This is a genomic window from Sphingomonas hengshuiensis (assembly GCF_000935025.1).
Classification (GTDB): Bacteria; Pseudomonadota; Alphaproteobacteria; order Sphingomonadales; family Sphingomonadaceae; genus Sphingomonas; species Sphingomonas hengshuiensis.
This window is the reverse complement of the sequence record NZ_CP010836.1, coordinates 418,089-435,054: the sequence shown is the minus strand read 5'-3', so window position 1 is coordinate 435,054 and position 16,966 is coordinate 418,089. Positions and strand designations below refer to the sequence as shown.

Here is a 16,966-nt window from a genome sequence, read left to right as displayed (position 1 = left end):
CCGGGCCTGCGCGGGGCCGCAGGGCGCCTGTGGCAATATTACAGCCAATAGCAAACGATTGCAGGAATTAGCCGGTTTTGCGGCGTTGCGGTGCTGCGCCCTTTGCCAACCCGCTTGACCAATCGCCCTGAAACCCTTTATGCAATCGATTGAGAAAACAAATCGCAGGGATGAGGAATATGAAACTATATTACGCTGCAGCCGCGTCGTTCGCGATCGCGAGCGCGCTGGTGTCGCACGCCGCCTCGGCGCAAACCGCCGCCGAACCCACCACCGAGCAACAATCGACGTCGCGGTCTTCGGTCGAGGACACGCAGGAGATCGTCGTCACCGCGCAGAAGGGGGCGGCGCAGACGCTCCAGTCGGTGCCGATGGCGATCCAGGCGTTCACGGGCGAGGAGCTGAAGGAGCGCAACATCACCACGATCGGCGATCTGGTGTCGAGCATCCCCGGCGCCGCCGAGGGCTTCCGCCAGTCGAACGGGTCGCGCTTCTACAATCTGCGCGGTAACGTCACCCAGAACGGCGACTCGCCGATCGGCTATTATCTCGACGACACGCCCTTCATCGTCACCAATTTCGGCATCGCGCCGCCGGTGCGCTTCCTCGACATGGAGCGCGTCGAAGTGCTGCGCGGGCCGCAGGGCACGCTGTATGGCCAGGGCTCGTCGGGCGGCGTGTTCATCTTCCACACCCGCGATCCGGACCTCGAAAAGGTCCAGTACGCGTTCGAGGCCGAATCGACCAAGACGCAGGGTGCCGACAGCCTGAACTATGGCTTTGCCGGTGCAGTTTCGGTGCCGATCATCAAGGATCGCCTCGCGGTCCGCGTCAGCGGCGGCTTCTCGCAGGACAAGGGCTGGGCCGACGCCTATTTCGGCGCCTATGACGGCACTCCGGACCAGAAGGGCGTCAACGGCGCCAAGAACGACGATATCCGCGTCGTCGCGCTGCTGCGCCCCGCCGACAACGTCAACATCCGCGCGCAATATTGGCATTTCCGCCCGCGCCAGGACTTCACCGGCTTCACTGCCTCGGTCGAGCCGCCCTATTTCGAGAACACTGCGGGCCAGCAGGGCTTCTCGAACGGCGACTTCACGCTCTACAGCCTGACCGGCACGGTCGATTTCAACGGCTTCACGGTGACGAGCGCGACCAGCCATCTGGAGGGCGAGTTCGGGATCAACATCCCGCTATCGCCCGCCGGCTCCTTCTCCAGCCAGTTCCTGCCCAAGATGTTCGCGCAGGAATTGCGCGTGAACTCGAACGGCACCAGTCCGCTGCACTGGGTGATCGGCGGTTCGTACCAGGACGGATCGGGTCCGCAGGTCAATCTGCTGACGCTGCCTGGCGTCCTCATCAACGCCGATAACGACACGATCACCAAGAACTGGGCGGTGTTCGGCGAAGTCAGCTACGACCTGTTCGACGGCAAGCTGGTGCCGCTGGTGGGCCTGCGCACCTATCACGACGATCGCTCGTTCCGTGACAGCACCGGCAGCGTGCCGACCAAGGCCGATGTCGTGACGTGGCGCGGCAACCTGTCCTATCTGCCGACCGACGATCTGACGGTATTCATCTCGGCGGCGACCGGTTTCCGCCCCGGCATCGTCCAGTCGCGGGTGCAGGTCCAGTCGCTCGAAATGGTCGGCGTGAATGCGCAGGTCGCGCTCGACCCCGAACGCTCGACCAACTACGAACTCGGCGTGAAGTGGCGCAGCCCCGGCCGCGCGCTCAGCATCGGGCTGAACCTCTACAACCTGAAATACACCAATTTGCAGACGTCGGTCACCGGCGGGATCACCAGCGTCAACGGCTTCGCCAATTTCGGCGACGCGACCACGCGCGGCATCGATCTGGAGACGCATTGGCGTACCCCGGTCAAGGGTCTGAACCTCGGCTTCGTCGCGAACTTCAACGACAGCAAATATAACACGGTCAACCCCGACGTCCTGTCGACGGTGCGCGAGGGAGACCGGCTGATCAACACGCTGGGCAACAACTTCCGGATCGATGCCAACTACACCCGCGAGCTGGCAGACGACCTCGAAGGCTTCGGCAATATCTCGCTCAGCCACAGCGGCGATCGTATCCAGACCGACGGCCGCGCCCGGCCGTATAATCTCGCCAACCTGACTGCGGGCCTGCGCCGCGGCGACTGGGAACTGGCGCTGATCGCCAACAACCTCTTCGACGAGCGCGGCCCAACCTTCATCGGCGACTCCGGCCCCAATTCGGGCCAGGGCCCCACGCCGCGCACGATCGGGCTGCGGCTGCGGGTAAACTCGCAGTAACGCCGCCGCATCGGGCACAAACGAAAGGGGCGCATGCCGGGCATACCGGCATGCGCCCCTTTCTGTTTGACGCCCGCGAGGAGCGCCCGCCTATTTGAGCAGCACCAGTTCCTCGGCCATGCTCGGGTGCAGCGCGACGGTGTCGTCGAAGGCCTGTTTGGTCAGCCCGGCCTTCACCGCCACTGCCGCCGCCTGGAGGATTTCGGGCGCGTCGGGGCCGATCATGTGGAGGCCGACGACCTTTCCGGTCACGCCGTCGCACACCATCTTGTACAGCGAACGCTCGTTGCGGTCGGCCAGCACGTTCTTCATCGCGCGGAAATCGGACATATAGACTTTGACCGAGCCGAGCTTGTTGCGCGCCTCGCTCTCGGTCATGCCGACGGCGCCGATCGGCGGGTGGCTGAACACCGCGCTGGGGACGCAGTGGTAATCGACCTGGCGCGGGTTGCCGCCGAACAGCGTGTCGGCGAACGCCTGCCCCTCGCGGATCGCGATCGGAGTCAGCTGGATACGGTTGGTGACATCGCCGACCGCATAGATGCTGTCGATGGTCGAGCGATTATCGGCATCGACCTTGATCGCGCCCTGCGCGTCCAGCTCGACGCCGACCTCGGCCAGCCCGAGCCCGCGCGTATTGGGCACGCGGCCCGTGGCGAACAGCACGCAATCGACTTCGATTGGCTCATATTTGCTCAGCTCGACGCGAAACGCGCCGCTTTCCAGCTTCTCGATCCGGCGGAATTCGGAGTGGAAGCGGAAATCGATCCCCTTGGTGATCGAAATCTGGAGCAGCCGGTCGCGCACCGAATGATCATAGCCGCGCAGGATCACGTCGGTGCGGTTGACCAGCGTGACATGGCTGCCGAACTCGTTGAAGATGCCGGCGAATTCATTGGCGATATAGCCGCCGCCGGCGATCAGGATGCGCTTGGGCAGCGTGGGCAGGTGGAACACTTCGTTCGAGGTGATGCCATGCTCGCTCCCCTCGAATTCCGGGACATGCGGGTGCGCGCCGGTGGCGATCAGGATGACCTTGGCGGTAACCACGCGCCCGCTGGCGAGCGTCACTTCGTGCGGGCCGGTGACGGTGGCGCGTTCGAGAAGGATGTCGACGCCGTTATTCTCGAGCCCATGCGTGTACAGCCCGTTGAGCCGATCGACGTCCGCCAGCACATTGTCGCGCAGCACGCTCCAGTCGAAGCTGCAATCGGGCACGTCCCAGCCGAAACGGCGCGCGTCCTTCAGATCCTCGGCGAAATGCGCGCCATAGACGAGCAGCTTCTTGGGCACGCAGCCGCGGATGACGCAGGTGCCGCCGACGCGATATTCCTCCGCCACCGCCACTTTCGCGCCATAGGCCGCCGAGACCCGCGACGCGCGGGTGCCGCCGGAACCCGCGCCGATGACGAACAGGTCATAGTCATAGTCGGACATTTCAGTTCACTCCGGGAATATCGAGCGCCGACCTGAGGCCGAGATGCTGGACGAAGGGGTCGAAGTCGCGGTCGGAAAAGAGCAGCGGGCAATTCGCACGAATGCAGTAGGCGGCTATCAGCGCGTCGATCGTCCTGCGGACCGTGATGCCTAGCGTGCGGAGCTGCCGATAATGGGTCGCCGCAGCGATCGCGATATCAGCACCGCCGAGCGTCACCACATCAAGCGTCGTCAGCAGGTTGCGGGCCAAGGTGAAATCCCTGTCCGTTCGGGTTCCCTGGAGCACCTCGGCGAGCACCAGATCGGCGGTCCCTAGAGACAAGCGCGGGAGCGCGTGTTTGAGCCACATCGTCTGGGGCGTTTCGCGGGCATTGAGAAAGTCGATCCAGACGCTGCTGTCGACAAGGATCATTCGGCGGGCAGATGCTTGCTGGTGCGCATCGCATCCAGATCACCGTCCCACCCAATCCCCCAGAGCTGGAGCAGCGCATCCTGTTGGCGCAGGCGCAACGTCTCGCGCAGCGCGCGGTCGACTGCCTCGCGCTTGGTGCGCGCGCCTGTAACGCGCATCACTTGCGACACCAGTTCCGGATCGATCTCGATGTTGGTCCGCATAGGTGTATCCTTGGGGGCTGGCGTACACATAGGCACGCCAGCCGGAGGCCACAAGCGTCAGCCGAACGCCCGCCGAATCAGGTCGGTGGTCGAGGCGTCGAATGCCAGCCCGCCCTTGTCCGCCGCCTTGGCCATTTCCTTGCCCAGCTCGACGCCGAACTGGTCGAACGGGTTGATCCCGAGCAGCACCGCGTTGACGAAGGTGCGCTGTTCGTAAAACGCCAGCAGCGCACCGAGCGTGCGCGGGTCGAGCCGGTCGAGCAGCAGCGTCGACGAGGGGCGGTCGCCGGGATAGGCGCGCGCCTTGTCCTCGGCATCGCGCCCGGCCATCAGCGCCGCACCCTGCGCGAACATGTTGAGCAGCAGCTGGCGGTGATGATCGTCGGCCAGCGAATCGCCCGCCTCGATCACGCCGATGAACTCGACGGGGACCAGCCGGGTGCCCTGGTGGAGAAGCTGGAACACCGCGTGCTGGGCATCGGTGCCGACGCCGCCCCAGGTGATCGGCGCGGTCGGCCAGTCGACGGGCTGGCCTTCCGCCGTCACGCGCTTGCCGTTCGATTCCATTTCGAGCTGTTGCAGATAGCTGGGCAGCAGCCGCAGCCGCTCGTCATAGGCGAAGGTCGCGCGCGTCTCGCAGCCGCGGACCTGGGTGTAATAGAGGTCGGCGAATGCCGCGAGCACCGGCGCGTTGTGCGACAGGCTGGTCAGGCGGAAATGGCGGTCCATCTCGGCCGCGCCCTCCAGCAGTTCCTCGAACGCATCCCATCCGAGCGCGAGCGCGGCGGGGAAGCCGATCGACGACCAGAGCGAATAGCGCCCGCCGACATTTTCGGAGAACGGCAGCACGCGCGTCTCGTCGACGCCCCATTCCACCGCCTTGTCGGGCGCGGCGGTGAGCGCGACGACGCGGCCATAGGGGTCCTCGACGCCGCCTGCCGTCATCCATTCGAGCGCGCTCTGGGCGTTGAGCATCGTCTCGGTCGTGGTGAAGGTCTTCGACGCGATCGCGAGCAACGTCGCCTGCGGGTCGAAACGGTCCATCGCCTCTTCGAGCGCGACGCCGTCGACATTGGAGACGATCGCGACGTCATAGCGATCGGTATCGCGGCCCAGCGCATCGACCAGCACGTCGGGCCCCAGCGCCGACCCGCCGATGCCGATATGGAGGATGTGGCGCACCGGGCCGAGCGCATCGGCCTCGATCGCGTCGATCAGCCCGCGCATCCGGGCGTGGAAGCCGCGCGCGCGCGCCACGCTCTCCGGCGCGCCCTCGCCGCGTTCGGCGCTATGTTCGGCGGCGCGGCCCTCGGTATTGTTGATCGCCGCGCCCGCGAACAGCGCGTCGCGCTTGGCCGCCAGCCCCATGCGATCGGCGAGCGTGGCGAAGGCCGCGACGGCCTCTGCGGTCAGATGCGTCTTCGACCAGTCGAAGCGAATCCCGGCGACATCGGCGGACAGCGCCTCGACGCGGCCGGGATCGGCGGCGAAAAGATCGGTCAGCGGCGCGCGGTCGAGCGCTTGAATCGGGGTCCAGTCGGGCAGGGCCATGCTAATCTCCTGTGTGGCGCCCCTCCCCTATCGTCCCGCCCGCGGCGGTGCCACCCGGATTCATCGGCTTGACGCAACCGCGCCGTGCTAGCAGAGCAACGCGCATGGAAAACGCGCCCCCCGCAGAGCCAGCCAAGCCGGCGGAAGCCGCGCCCCAGCCCTATTCGGTCGGGACGGCCCCCGAAAAGCCCAAGTCGGAATGGCGCGACCTCGCTTCGTTCCTGGTCAAGCTGGCGCTGATCGTGTTCGTCGTGCGCAGCTTCATCTTCTCGCCGTTCAGCATCCCCAGCGAATCGATGATGCCGCGGCTGCTGATCGGCGACTATCTGTTCATCACCAAATGGAATTACGGCTATTCGCGGCATTCGCTGCCGTGGAGCCTGCCGCTGATCCCGGGCCGTATCTTCGGCAGCACGCCCGAGCGCGGCGACGTGGTGGTGTTCAAGGCGCCGCCGACCGACAATACCGACTGGATCAAGCGCGTCATCGGCCTGCCCGGCGACAGCGTGCAGATGGTGCATGGCCAGATCATCCTGAACGGCAAGCCCGTGCCGAAGCAGCGCATCGCGCAGTTCGTGCTGCCGCTGACGCCCAATTTCGGGCGCTGCCCGACGGCGTCGCAGAGCATGGATGCCGAGGGCAACGTCACCTGTTCGATCCCGCGCTTCCGCGAGACTTTGCCCAATGGCAAGACCTATGACGTGCTCGACCTGGGGCTGCGCCCGCAGGACGATACCGGCGTCTATACGGTGCCGGCGGGGCATGTGTTCCTGATGGGCGACAATCGCGATAACTCGACCGACAGCCGCTTCAGCCACGAAGAAGGCGGGATCGAATTCGTGCCGCTCGAGAATATAGAGGGCAAGGCGGTGGTCAGCTTCTGGTCAACCGACGGCAACGCCAATTGGTTCCTGCCCTGGACCTGGTTCACTGCGGCGCGCTGGAGCCGCATCGGGGAGGGCTTTTGAGTCCCGACCTGGGGGGGTGGATCGAAGCGACGTTCGGGCGGCGACCGCGCGACCTGACCGCCTATGAGCGCGCACTGACGCATGGCAGCCAGGCGGCGGCGAATTACGAGCGGCTGGAGTTTCTGGGCGATCGCGTGCTGGGGCTGGTGATGGCCGAATGGCTGTACGCCAATTTCGCGCACGAGCCCGAAGGCGCGCTGTCGCGGCGGCTGAACGCTTTGGTCACCGGGCCGGTGTGTGCCGATGTCGGGCGCGCGCTGGGCGTGGTGCCGCATCTGCGGCTCGGCAAGCAGGCGCGCGACGATGGCGCGGCGAACAGCGACAATGTGCTGGGCGACGTGGTGGAGGCGCTGATCGGGGCCTATTATCTCGAATATGGGCTGGAGGCGGCGCGCGATTTCATCCGCGGCGCATGGGCCGACCGCATCGACGTCCATAGCCAGGCGCCGAAGCACCCCAAATCGGCGCTCCAGGAATGGGCCGCCGCGCACAACCGCCGCCCGCCCGACTATGAGATCGTCGACCGATCGGGGCCCAACCATGCCCCGCGCTTCACCGTGAAGGTGACGGTCGGCAAGCTGGCGGAGGCGAGTGCGGAGGGCACCAGCAAGCAGGAAGCGGAGACCGCCGCTGCGGCTGCGTTGTTGGAGAAGCTGGGGAAATAGGGCCGCTCTCGCTTCCCCTCCTTCAAGGACGATCTATCGCCTTGAGAAAATCCGTCTTTTTCTTACCTCCGTCATGCTGAACTTGTTTCAGCATCCATGTCGCCACAAGCAACGGCGTAGCGGGCTGAGGGTTGGATGCTGAAACAAGTTCAGCGACTGTCTTTGGCGTCAAGCGGCGAGCCATGGGGATTTGCTCCTCAGGATGGCGTTTGCGAAGGTGAGCAGGCGGCGGGCGAGGGCGATCAGGGCGACCTTTTTGGGTTTTCCGCTGGCGATGAGGCGCTGATAGAGCGCCTGGAGCACGGGATTGTAGCGACTGGCGACGAGTGCGGCCATGAAGAGGGCCGAGCGGACGGTGGGGCGTCCTCCGCCGATCATGGCCTTTCCGCGCCATTGGCCGGACTGGCGGGTCCAGGGCGCGACGCCGGCGAGCGCGCTGATCTGGCGGCGTCCGAGCTGGCCGAGTTCGGGCAGTTCGGCAAGCAGCGTGCGGGCGGTGGTCGGGCCGACGCCTGGGATCGAGGTCAGCAGCGCCTCCTGATCGCGCCACAAGGGCGAGCCCCGCACGGCCTCGTCGATCGTCCGTTCAAGGTCGGACAGTTCCTTTTGCAGCGCAGCCAGCAGGCGCTCGATGCTTTTGCGCAGCGGCAGAAGCGTTGCGCGCCGCAGCCGCTGGCGCTCGCTCACCATCATCGCGATGATCTGCCGGCGCCGCGCCACCAGGTCGGCCAGCGCGCGCGTCTCGGTATCCGCCAGTGCGCGCGGCGGCGGGCGCGTTGCCTCGACAAAGCGCGCAATCACCGCGGCATCGATCGGGTCGGTCTTGGCGCGCTTGCCCAATGCGCGCGCAAAATGGCGGATCTGCGCGGGATTGATCACCGCCACCGGCAAGCCTGCTGCCCCCAGCGCGGCAGCCACCACCGTCTCATAGCCCCCGGTCGCCTCCAGCCCGATGCACAACGGGGCCGATACGCCCAGTCGCGCGACCAGCGCCTCCAGACCCTCGGCATCGCGCCCGACCGTCCAGGCCTCGCCCGCGGGCGAGACATGGACGTCCAGGCGATCCTTCGAAACATCGATACCCACATACGTCATGGTCATCGTCTCCCGGGCTTGCGCAATCGGGCTTGCCTTGCAGAGGCCCAAGCGACTGTTCGGGTTCAATGACCTTACAGCGGGCTGTTCACGCTGAACTACGGGCTCTGCAACCCTTGCATGATTCGAACTTCCCGCCGAAGCCGCACCGCATTCTTCATGCAATGCTGCAGTTGGCAAGTTACAAGCATGACGGTGTGGAAAAACGCGCCCCCAACCCCTCCCTCTTCGGGTAGGGGCGTTTTCAACACCCTCGCCCACAGTCCCAATACGCTTTACAATCGGAACCCATGACCCAATCCCCTCCCCAACGCTGCGGCCTGATCGCGGTTCTCGGTGCGCCCAATGCGGGCAAGTCGACCCTCGTCAATGCGCTGGTCGGCCAGAAGGTCGCGATCGTCAGCCCCAAGGCGCAGACCACCCGCGCCCGGTTGATGGGCATCGCCATCCAGAACGAGGCCCAGCTCCTGCTGGTCGATACGCCCGGCATCTTCACCCCCGAACGCCGGCTCGACCGCGCGATGGTCGCCGCCGCGTGGGAGGGCACCGACGGCGCCGACGCGATCGCGCTGGTGGTCGATGCCAAGGCCGGGATCGGGCCGAAGGTCCATGCCGTGATCGAGTCGCTCGCCGGGCGGAGCGAGCCCAAGCTGCTGATCCTCAACAAGGTCGACCTGGCCGACAAGCCGCGCCTGCTGGGCCATGCCGCCAAGCTGAACGAGGCGGTGGCGTTCGACGAGACCTTCTTCGTCTCCGCCGCGACCGGCGACGGCGTGCCCGAACTGAAGGCCGCACTCGCCGCGCGCCTGCCCGAGGGGCCGTGGCATTTCCCCGAGGACCAGGTCTCCGACGCGACCGAGCGGATGATCGCCGCCGAAGTCACCCGCGAGCAGCTCTATCTCCAGCTCCACGCCGAGCTCCCCTATGCCAGCGCGGTCGACACCGAGAAATATTCGGAGCGCCCCGACGGCTCGGTCGAAATCCACCAGCAGATCCTGGTCGCGCGCGAAACCCAGCGCGCGATCGTGCTGGGCAAGGGCGGCACCCGCATCAAGGAAATCGGCGCCCGCGCCCGTGCCGAGCTGAGCCGGATCATGGGCGTTCCCGTCCACCTCTATCTTCACGTCAAAGTAAGGCCCGGCTGGCAGGATGACCGCTCGCTTTACCGTGAGATAGGGTTGGACTGGGTCGAATGAGCCAAAGCCTGAAGGCAGCGATCGTACAGCAATATTCGGTTCCGCTCGCGATCGGCGAGGGGATGGCGCGCGTGACTCGCGCGACCAAGGACGCGATCGAGCTGGGCGCGAAAGTGATCGCGTTCGGCGAGCATTTCGTCGGCGGCGCCCCCGCCTGGCTCCGCCACCACGCCCCCGCGACACTGTGGGAGCATCCGGGCACGCGCGATCTCCACGCGCTGCTGCTGGCACAGGCGCTGCGCGGCGACGACCCCCGGTTCCAGCCGCTGCAATGGGCGGTCGATATCGCCGGGGTGATCGTGTCGTTCGGCGGATACGAGCGCGTGCGCGGCAGCCTGTACAGCACCCAGTTCCTGCTCCGGCCCAAGGCGCCGGTGCTGCGCCACCGCAAGCTGATGCTCGCGCCGGGCGAACCGCTGTTGCTGGGCACCGGCGACGGGTCGACGCTGGGCGTCCACACCGCGCCCTGGGGCAGCATCGGCCAGCTTGCCGCCGCCGAGCATTGGATGCCGCTGGCGCGCGCGGCGATGCACCATGCGGGGGAGACGGTGCATGTCGCCGCCTGGCCCGCGCTCGACGACATCGCGCTGCTCGCCTCGACGCATTATGCCTATGAGGGGCGGTGCTTCGTGCTGGCGGCGGGGACGCTGCTGACGCGGCACGACCTGGTCCATGGCTATGCGCGCGCCGGCGGCGGCGATGGGCCGGGCCTGGCGCTGCTCGCGGCCTTGCCCGAAGGCGCGCTCCAGCAGGGCAACAGCGCGATCATCGCCCCGGACGGAGTCACGCTGGCGCAGGCGGGGGACCGGCCGGTGATCCTGACCGCCGATCTCGACCTGGGCGATGTCGATCGCGGGCTCGGCACGATGGACATGGCAGGCGCCCAGTCGCGACCCGATATGTTCGAACTGCGCGTCGACCGCCGCCCGCGCACCGGGATCGTCGATATCGAGGATTCGGCGGGCGAATCGGCGGCGGCATAGCCGGGCCTGTGACGGGGGAAACGCATAGGAGAGAACAGATTGTCATCCTGACGAAAGTCAGGATCCATTCGGTGCTCCGGCTGCACTTTTGCCTCCAGCGGAGCCGCTAATGGGTCCCAGCATGCGCTGGGATGACCGCAGTTGTATTTGCCCGATGCCATAATGCGATCACCCCGCCTGTTACAGGGGGGTTTCAGGGCGCCCCCCTGCCCCCTATAGCCCGCGGCATGGAGCGGCTGGACAGCGGCTCGGCGGTTCCGGCGCGGCTGCGCGGGGCGATCGTCGCGCTGGGCAATTTTGATGGATTTCATCTGGGGCACCAGGCGGTGGTGGGCCGTGCGATCGAACGCGCGCGTGCCCGGGGGCGCCCGGCGATCGTCGCGACCTTCGATCCGCATCCCCAGCGCTATTTCCGGCCCGACAGCGAGCCTTTCCGGCTGACCACGCTCGACCAGCGGCAGCGGCTGTTCGCCGAGGCCGGCGCCGATGCGATGCTGGTGCTGCATTTCGACGCAGCGCTGGCGGCGCTGGGCGCGCGCGGCTTTGCCGAGTCGCGGCTGGTGGCGGAGATCGGCGCGGGCGGCGTGGTGACGGGCGACGACTTCACCTTTGGCCGGGGGCGCGAGGGCGATGTCTCTATGCTCGCCGCTTTGGGGGCGGAGCTGGGCTTCACGGCGGACGTGGTGCCGGCGGTGACGCTGGACGGCGCGACCATCTCCTCCAGCCGCATCCGCGAACTGCTCCGCGAGGGCCAGCCGCGCGCGGCGGCGGCGCTGCTGACCCGGCCCTTTGCGGTTCAGGGCGTGGTCGAGCATGGCGCGAAGCTGGGGCGGACTTTGGGCTATCCGACCGCGAACCTGCGCCTCGCCAATTATCTGCGCCCGGCGTACGGCGTTTACGCGGTGCGCGGGCGGCTGGGCGACGGGCGCATCCTCGACGGCGTCGCCAATCTGGGCATCCGCCCGAGCATCGACCCGCCGATCGAATTGCTGGAGAGTTTCTTCTTCGACTTTTCCGGGGATCTGTATGGGCAGGTGATCGAAGTGGCGTTGATCGAGTATCTCCGCCCGGAGGCGAAGTTCGACAGCATGGACGCGATGACGGTGCAGATGGATGCCGATTCGGTGGCGGCTCGGGCGGCTTTGCTGGGTTGAGGCTTTTCTCACACGAAGCCACGAAGATAAGAAGGTTTTCTCACGCGAAGGCGCGGGGGCACGGAGAGAAGAAGGCTTTTTCGCGCGAAGACGCAAAGGCGCAAAGAGGTTTTCCCTTGGGGCGTCCGTGGTCAGCGAAAAGCAAAGGCTGCGTCACACCTCACCGTTCGCCCTGAGCTTGTCGAAGGGCAGTGAGACTCACCGTGCTTCGACAAGCTCAGCACGAACGGATTTATGTATTTATCGCACTTTATAATTTCTTCTTTGCGCCTTTGCATCTTTGCGCGAAAAATAACTTCTTCTTCTCTTGGTGCCTTCGTGGCTTTGTGTGAGAAAATATTCTTCTCTCTCGCAGCCCCTCACGTCAGATAATACACCCCAGCCACATAGCCCAGCCAGCACGCCAAAGGCACCAGCGCCCATGCCGCGCGCGACGAGCTTTGGCCGATTGCCAGCATCGCGATCACCACCACCACCAAAGTAACCACCGTCCCCACCGCCCCCGCCGCCGGATCGGACAACCCGGCGGTATAGACCGGGAACGCCAGGCAGATCACCCCGATCGCCACCGGCAGCCAGCCGCGCCATTCGCCCGCGCCGCCATCGCGCAGCACCCAGGCGCGGGCCACGCCCATCAGCGCGAACTGGACCAGCCACACTGCGCCGACCACGGGCCCCGGCGGCAACAGCCCCTCGGAGCCCGGCGGCGGCGGGCCGCCCGCTGATCCGGTGGCGAAGACCAGCGCGTTGCCGATCAGCGCGGCGGCGACGAACGCGACGATGTTCACGATCGTCCCCTGGCCGCGCGCGGCGGCGAATCCGGTTGCCATGTGCCTCTCCTTCCCCGCCTTCATGCCATGAAGCGGCGATTTGCTGGAGAGGCTTTGCATGTCGCCCCGGCTACTCTAATTGCCAGCGACCCATGACCGATACGAACACGCCCCCCGCCGACTGGCGCGACACCGTCTTCCTGCCGAAGACCGACTTTCCGATGAAGGCCGGCCTCGCCGCCAAGGAACCCGCGATCCTCGAACGCTGGGCCAAGATCGGGCTGTACGCCAAGCTGCGCGAGGCGCGCGCCGGGCGTGAGCGGTTCATCCTCCACGACGGCCCGCCCTATGCGAATGGCGACATTCACATGGGCCATGCGATGAACAAGGTGCTGAAGGACATCATCGTCCGCAGCCAGACGCTGATGGGCAAGGACGCGCCCTATGTCCCCGGCTGGGACTGCCACGGGCTGCCGATCGAATGGAAGGTCGAGGAGGCGTATCGCGCCAAGAAGCTCAACAAGGACGAAGTCGACCCCGTCGCCTTCCGCGCCGAATGCCGCGCCTATGCCGAGAAATGGGTGGCGGTCCAGCGCGGCCAGTTCGAGCGGCTGGGGGTGATGGGCGATTGGGAAGACCCGTACCTCACGATGAAGTTCGACGCCGAGGCGCGGATCGCGGCCGAACTGTTGAAGTTCGCCGAGAGCGGGCAGCTGTATCGCGGCGCCAAGCCGGTGATGTGGTCGCCGGTGGAGAAGACCGCGTTGGCCGAGGCCGAGGTTGAGTATGAGGACATCGTGTCGACGCAGATCGACGTGGCGTTCGAGATTGTCGATGCGCCGAACGCGCCGGAGCTGGTCGGCGCGCATGCGGTGATCTGGACGACCACGCCGTGGACGATCCCGGTGAACCAGGCTTTGGCGTATGGGCCGGAGATTGAGTATCTCGACTGCCAGCTTCTAGTGGCGGATCGGATGGTCCCAGACAGCGAGCGAGAAACCGTTTGGGGTAGCGTGCCGTGGGTGGAGCAAGGGCGCTACATCGTCGCAGCGAGTCTGCGCGAGGCGTTCGAAAAGCGGGTTTCCAAAGCTCTGGGCGTCACCGCTTTTCTGCGCTCCGACGGTGACTTTGACGGCTCACAGCTCGCCGGCGCCACCGCCCGTCACCCGATCTACAACTATCTCCGTCACCCCGGCGAAGGCCGGGGCCCCGCTTCTTCCGCTGGCGAAGGCAGCGGGGCCCGGGGTGACGAGGGGGTGAGCGAGGCTGCGCTGGCGTTCTTCGCCAAGCCGCGGCCGTTCCTGCCCGGCGACTTCGTCACCACCGATGCGGGCACCGGCCTTGTCCATATGGCGCCGGACCATGGCGAGGACGATTTCCTGCTGTGCAAGCAATACGGCATCGACCCGGTCTTCGCCGTCGACGGCGCGGGCATGTACCGCGCCGACTGGGCGTGGCTGGGTGGCCAGGGATCGGTGATCAACAAGAAGTTCACCAGCGCCGAAGGCCCGATCTGTTCGGACCTGCGCGCCGCCGGCGGCCTGCTCGCCGCGTCGGACGATTTCAAGCACAGCTATCCGCATAGCTGGCGGAGCAAGGCGAAGATCATCTTCCGCGCGACGCCGCAATGGTTCATCCCGATGGACAGGCCTTCTTCCCCCCTCCCGCTTGCGGGAGGGGCCGGGGGTGGGCCCTCGCCCTCCACCGGCGACTCGCCCGTTGATGCCGGGGGCCCACCCCCCAGCCCCCTCCCGCAAGCGGGCGGGGGAGCGCAGAGCAACGCCCCCACCCTCCGCGAACTCGCGGTCGACGCGATCGCGCATACCCGCTGGGTGCCCGAGCGCGCGATCAACCGCATCCGTTCGATGGTCGAGGGTCGCCCCGACTGGGTGATCAGCCGCCAGCGCGCCTGGGGCGTGCCGATCGCGCTGTACGTCAACCGCGCGACCGGCTTGTATCTGGCCGATCCGGCGGTGAACGCGCGCATCCTCGACGCGTTTCGCGCCGGGGGCGCCGATGCGTGGTTCCAGGCGGACCATCAGGCGCTGCTCGGGCCCGACTACGCGCTGGCCGATTACGAGGTCGTCACCGACATTCTCGACGTCTGGTTCGATTCGGGATCGACGCACAGCTTCGTGATCGAGGCGCGGTACGGCGAGGGGGTTCGCGCGAACCTGTATGTCGAGGGTTCGGACCAGCATCGCGGCTGGTTCCAGTCGTCGCTGCTCGAAAGCGTCGGCACGCGCGGGCGGGCGCCCTATGACGCGGTGCTGACGCATGGCTTCGCGCTCGACGGCCAGGGCAAGAAAATGTCCAAGTCGCTCGGCAATGTCGTCGATCCGCTCAAGATCATCGGCGAGAGCGGCGCGGACATATTGCGGCTGTGGGTCGCGCAGACCGATTATTTCGACGATGTCCGCGTCGGCAAGGAAGTGCTGGCCGGCACCGGCGACACCTACCGCAAGCTCCGCAATACCTTCCGCTATCTGCTCGGCGCGCTGGAGGGGTTCAGCGACGCCGAGACGCTGCCCGTGGCGGAGATGCCCGAGCTGGAGCGCTATATCCTCCACAAGCTCGGCACGCTCGACGCAGAGCTGCGCGATGCGGCGAATGCGTTCGAATTCAACCGCTACAGCCGCGCGCTGACCGATTTCGCGAACGAGGATCTATCGGCCTTCTTCTTCGATATCCGCAAGGATTGCCTCTATTGCGACGCGGCGACCGATCCGAAGCGGCGGGCATACCGGACGGTGCTCGACACGCTGTTCCACGCGCTGGTCCGCTATGCCGCGCCGATCCTGGCGTTCACGGCGGAGGAAGTGTGGCAGGCGCGCTTCCCGAGCGAGGCCAGCTCGGTCCACCTGCTGGAGTGGCCGGTGCTGCCCGAGGGGGCGTCGGTGACGCATGACTGGGCGCAAGTCCGCGCGCTGCGCCAGACGGTGACCGAGGCGATCGAGCCGTATCGCCGCGAAAAGGCCGTGCGATCGAGCCTGGAGGCCGAAGTGACGGTGCCCGCGCTGCCGCTGCCCGCCGACGATCTGGCCGAGCTGTTCATCGTGTCGAAGGTCGCTTTGGGCGAAACGGTCACCGTCGTGCCCACCCAGCGCCTTAAATGCGGCCGGTGTTGGCGCCATCTTCCCGAAGTTGCACAGGACGGCGCGCTATGCGACCGCTGTGCGGGGGTGGTTGGCGCATGAAACTCACGACGCGAGCGATCGGCCTGCTGGTGGCCGTGCTGGTGTTCCTGCTGGATCAGGGCACCAAATATTATGTGACGGGCCCGCTGGGTCTGAACGTGCAGGACGCGTCGATGACGCTGCTGCCGATCTTCGACCTGCGCTTCGTCAAGAATGTCGGCGTGTCGCTGGGGCTGTTGCCCGCGAGCGGGACGACGATGCGCTGGATGCTGGTGCTGCTGACCGGGGCGATTGCGGCGGGCGTGCTGTGGTGGCTGCTCAAGGAGCGCAAGCTGCCCGACGTCGTCGCGCTGGGGCTGGTGCTGGGCGGCGCGCTGGGCAATATCCTGGACCGCACCCGGCTGGGCTATGTCGTCGATTTCGCCGATTTGCATTTCGGCGCGTGGCGCCCTTTCCTCGTGTTCAACGTCGCCGATGCGGCAATTACCATCGGCGTACTGATTCTGTTGATCCGCGCGCTGTTCGTGCGCGATAAGCCGACGGCGAAACCCGCCGTCGCGCCGGTTTCTGTGGAGAATGAAGTCAATGCGTAAGCTGATCCTCGTCGCTTCGGGCCTGGCGCTCGCGGGCTCGCTCTCCGCCTGTGGCAAGAGCGGCTATGACCGCCAGCGCCCGGACGAATTCGCCGTCGCGCGCCAGGCGCCGCTGGTGATCCCGCCCGATTTCGCGCTGGTCCCGCCGCAACCGGGCGCGCCGCGTCCGCAGGACGTGTCCGCCGCCAACCAGGCGATCGACGCGCTGTTCGGCGGATCGGCCGCGCGCAGTGCTTCGGAGAACAGCACGCTCGACGCCGCAGGCCGCAGCGGCGCCGATGTCGGGGCGCGCAGCAATGCGGGCAGCCCGGGCACGAGCGTCGTCGACAAGGGTAACACCACGCGCGACATCGTCGCCGCCCCCGAAGGCGACGGCAAGGACGCGCGCGCCACGACGCCTACGACTCCGAAATAAGCCGGTACGGCGTTCGCCCCCGATCGGGCGAGCGCCGACCGAGACCGGTCGCGCCGGCAACGCACACAAAAACGCCGGCCTGCATCTCGCGGG

Annotated in this window: 16 protein-coding genes; 9 read left to right on the top strand and 7 right to left on the bottom strand. The window is 66.6% G+C overall.

The features are described from left to right. Window positions 1–179: 179 nt before the first annotated feature. Window positions 180–2,294, top strand: a complete 2,115-nt coding sequence (locus TS85_RS02005; RefSeq protein ID WP_227698631.1) for a TonB-dependent receptor — start codon at window positions 180–182, stop codon at window positions 2,292–2,294. 90 nt (window positions 2,295–2,384) lie between these two features. Here the strand turns inward: TS85_RS02005 and gorA are convergent, their stop codons facing one another. From gorA to pgi, 4 genes are read right to left on the bottom strand one after another with little or no spacing between them, the layout of a single operon-like run. Continuing rightward, window positions 2,385–3,731 carry a glutathione-disulfide reductase gene (gene gorA / locus TS85_RS02000; protein WP_044330119.1) on the bottom strand — a complete coding sequence of 449 codons (1,347 nt, stop codon included), beginning with the start codon at window positions 3,729–3,731 and terminating at the stop codon, window positions 2,385–2,387. A 1-nt stretch (window position 3,732) separates the two neighbouring features. Continuing rightward, a complete protein-coding gene (vapC, locus tag TS85_RS01995) occupies window positions 3,733–4,143 on the bottom strand; it encodes a type II toxin-antitoxin system VapC family toxin (protein ID WP_044330117.1) in 411 nt (136 codons plus the stop codon). Then, window positions 4,140–4,346: a type II toxin-antitoxin system VapB family antitoxin gene (locus tag TS85_RS01990; RefSeq protein ID WP_044330116.1), complete on the bottom strand. Its 207-nt coding sequence runs from the start codon at window positions 4,344–4,346 to the stop codon at window positions 4,140–4,142. Before TS85_RS01990 ends, vapC begins: the two co-directional genes overlap by 4 nt. A 57-nt stretch (window positions 4,347–4,403) precedes the next feature. Continuing rightward, complete coding sequence (pgi, locus tag TS85_RS01985; protein ID WP_044330115.1) at window positions 4,404–5,897, bottom strand: glucose-6-phosphate isomerase; 1,494 nt, start codon at window positions 5,895–5,897, stop codon at window positions 4,404–4,406. A 104-nt stretch (window positions 5,898–6,001) separates the two neighbouring features. Here pgi and lepB point away from each other — a divergent pair, with 104 nt between their 5' ends. After that, entirely contained in the window at window positions 6,002–6,865 is an 864-nt protein-coding gene (gene lepB / locus TS85_RS01980) for a signal peptidase I (protein WP_044330114.1), read from the top strand. After that, window positions 6,862–7,530 (top strand): ribonuclease III, encoded by a 669-nt coding sequence (gene rnc / locus TS85_RS01975; protein ID WP_044330113.1) that lies wholly within the window; start codon window positions 6,862–6,864, stop codon window positions 7,528–7,530. The genes lepB and rnc overlap by 4 nt, the downstream gene beginning before the upstream one ends. A gap of 22 nt (window positions 7,531–7,552) precedes the next feature. On the opposite strand, the gene TS85_RS25160 is transcribed toward rnc, so the two are convergent. Both TS85_RS25160 and TS85_RS01970 read right to left on the bottom strand, forming a co-directional pair. After that, the gene (locus TS85_RS25160; protein ID WP_155006274.1) at window positions 7,553–7,714 is read right to left on the bottom strand and encodes a hypothetical protein; all 162 of its coding nucleotides are present in this window, start codon (window positions 7,712–7,714) and stop codon (window positions 7,553–7,555) included. Then, on the bottom strand, window positions 7,699–8,631 hold the full coding sequence (locus TS85_RS01970) for an IS110 family RNA-guided transposase (protein WP_044329758.1): 933 nt from the start codon (window positions 8,629–8,631) through the stop codon (window positions 7,699–7,701). Before TS85_RS01970 ends, TS85_RS25160 begins: the two co-directional genes overlap by 16 nt. A gap of 284 nt (window positions 8,632–8,915) precedes the next feature. Between TS85_RS01970 and era the strand changes: the two genes are divergently transcribed. The 3 genes from era to TS85_RS01955 all read left to right on the top strand — a co-directional run bounded on the left by era (window position 8,916) and on the right by TS85_RS01955 (window position 11,958). Then, window positions 8,916–9,821 (top strand): GTPase Era, encoded by a 906-nt coding sequence (gene era, locus TS85_RS01965; protein ID WP_044330112.1) that lies wholly within the window; start codon window positions 8,916–8,918, stop codon window positions 9,819–9,821. Next, window positions 9,818–10,804 carry a nitrilase-related carbon-nitrogen hydrolase gene (locus TS85_RS01960; RefSeq protein WP_044330111.1) on the top strand — a complete coding sequence of 329 codons (987 nt, stop codon included), beginning with the start codon at window positions 9,818–9,820 and terminating at the stop codon, window positions 10,802–10,804. The genes era and TS85_RS01960 overlap by 4 nt, the downstream gene beginning before the upstream one ends. A gap of 227 nt (window positions 10,805–11,031) precedes the next feature. Further along, on the top strand, window positions 11,032–11,958 hold the full coding sequence (locus tag TS85_RS01955; RefSeq protein WP_044330110.1) for a bifunctional riboflavin kinase/FAD synthetase: 927 nt from the start codon (window positions 11,032–11,034) through the stop codon (window positions 11,956–11,958). Window positions 11,959–12,317: 359 nt separating this feature from the next. On the opposite strand, the gene TS85_RS01950 is transcribed toward TS85_RS01955, so the two are convergent. Beyond that, window positions 12,318–12,788 carry a tryptophan-rich sensory protein gene (locus TS85_RS01950; protein ID WP_162184680.1) on the bottom strand — a complete coding sequence of 157 codons (471 nt, stop codon included), beginning with the start codon at window positions 12,786–12,788 and terminating at the stop codon, window positions 12,318–12,320. A 92-nt stretch (window positions 12,789–12,880) separates the two neighbouring features. Here TS85_RS01950 and ileS point away from each other — a divergent pair, with 92 nt between their 5' ends. The 3 genes from ileS to TS85_RS01935 are packed head-to-tail and all read left to right on the top strand — an operon-like array spanning window position 12,881 to window position 16,873. After that, on the top strand, window positions 12,881–15,925 hold the full coding sequence (ileS, locus tag TS85_RS01945; RefSeq protein ID WP_044330108.1) for an isoleucine--tRNA ligase: 3,045 nt from the start codon (window positions 12,881–12,883) through the stop codon (window positions 15,923–15,925). Beyond that, window positions 15,922–16,458 carry a signal peptidase II gene (lspA, locus tag TS85_RS01940; RefSeq protein WP_044330107.1) on the top strand — a complete coding sequence of 179 codons (537 nt, stop codon included), beginning with the start codon at window positions 15,922–15,924 and terminating at the stop codon, window positions 16,456–16,458. Before ileS ends, lspA begins: the two co-directional genes overlap by 4 nt. Then, on the top strand, window positions 16,451–16,873 hold the full coding sequence (locus TS85_RS01935) for a DUF3035 domain-containing protein (protein WP_044330106.1): 423 nt from the start codon (window positions 16,451–16,453) through the stop codon (window positions 16,871–16,873). The genes lspA and TS85_RS01935 overlap by 8 nt, the downstream gene beginning before the upstream one ends. Window positions 16,874–16,966 lie beyond the last annotated feature (93 nt).